Annotated in this window: 1 rRNA gene; it reads right to left on the reverse strand. The window is 40.9% G+C overall.

Features of this window, described 5'->3' with window-relative positions:
- Nucleotides 1-1,104 precede the first annotated feature (1,104 nt).
- Nucleotides 1,105-1,220: ribosomal RNA gene (gene rrf / locus ACFPZG_RS16955) — 5S ribosomal RNA — on the reverse strand.
- Nucleotides 1,221-1,295 lie beyond the last annotated feature (75 nt).

Here is a 1,295-nt window from a genome sequence, read left to right on the forward strand (position 1 = left end):
TCAAACTCTCCATAAAAGAGAAATTCGAATAGCTCGAGTTTCTTGCTGGCATCATTTAAGATGTCAATTTTGAATCCGAAGATTCATTTTGTTCTTTTCACCGACAGTGTCGGTTCCAGAACTTTATTTGTTGACGTTTTGCTGTTCAGTTTTCAAGGTTCATTTGTTCGCTGCTCCGTTAGAAGCAACTCTTATATAATACCATGCTGTGTTTTCGATGTCAACAACTTTTCTTAAAAAGTTTTATGTTGTTTTGCAGTGGTTATTCACTTATCGGAAACGCAACGTTATCTAATATAACACCTTACTGTTTTGATTGCAACACTTATTTACAAAAAAACATCACCTATACTTCAGAGGTGGTGTTTGACAAGCCTACTTCTTTAGTTGACTTTTCATATTGATAACTACTAAATGAGTTTTGGACTTGAACACTTTCCCATTTAGGAGACATTAGATTGGTTTTGTCATCTTCATAGGTAGATGGTATTCAGCAAGGGGGAAGGTTATCTTCCAGACAAACCCCAACCTACGACTTCAATGTTAGGTCTTTGGTGATCAATTCAATTATAATGGAAGTCTAATTTTGACCAATCAATTTGCGTTTGCTGCCGGCTATATACGTATAAATTCTTGTAAGCACGCATAAATAATACTTCTTCCATCTGGATATGATGAGCCTTTTTGCGGAAAAAGTGTATCTATACTATTATTAATCAACATAATTCAGAATTACTTATGGATTTTATATACGGGGGCTTGGAGATTGTTGGGAGCGGGGTTGGGGTTTTTGAGCGCGGCGCCTGGTTTGTTGAGCGCGAAATGTGATTCTTGAGCGCGGCGCCTGGTTTGTTGAGCGCGAAATATGATTCTTGGGCGCAGCGCCTGGTTTGTTGAGCGCGAAATATGATTCTTGGGCGCGGCGGCTGGTTTGTTGGGCGCGGGGAAAGGTTCCTAAAGCATGGAATCGTCCTTTTAATAGACCTTTAATTGCCAAAGGCATTAAGCGCGAGTTAGTTTAGAAGATGATCTTAATGTTCTACCGCGTTCAACTAATATTATTTTCATGCACAAAAAAACCATCCCCTACAGGGGATGGCATTTGCCCGGCGACGTCCTACTCTCACAGGGGGAAGCCCCCTACTACCATCGGCGCTGAAGAGCTTAACTTCCGTGTTCGGGATGGGAACGGGTGTGACCTCTTCGCCTTCGTCACCAGACAATTGAACGATACTTGTTCGTTCAAAACCGGATAAAAGAGACATTGTTGCTACTTCAAGTTCAACCATACTTTA

The sequence above is a fragment of the Sporosarcina thermotolerans genome, assembly GCF_042658975.1.
GTDB lineage: Bacteria > Bacillota > Bacilli > Bacillales_A > Planococcaceae > Sporosarcina > Sporosarcina thermotolerans.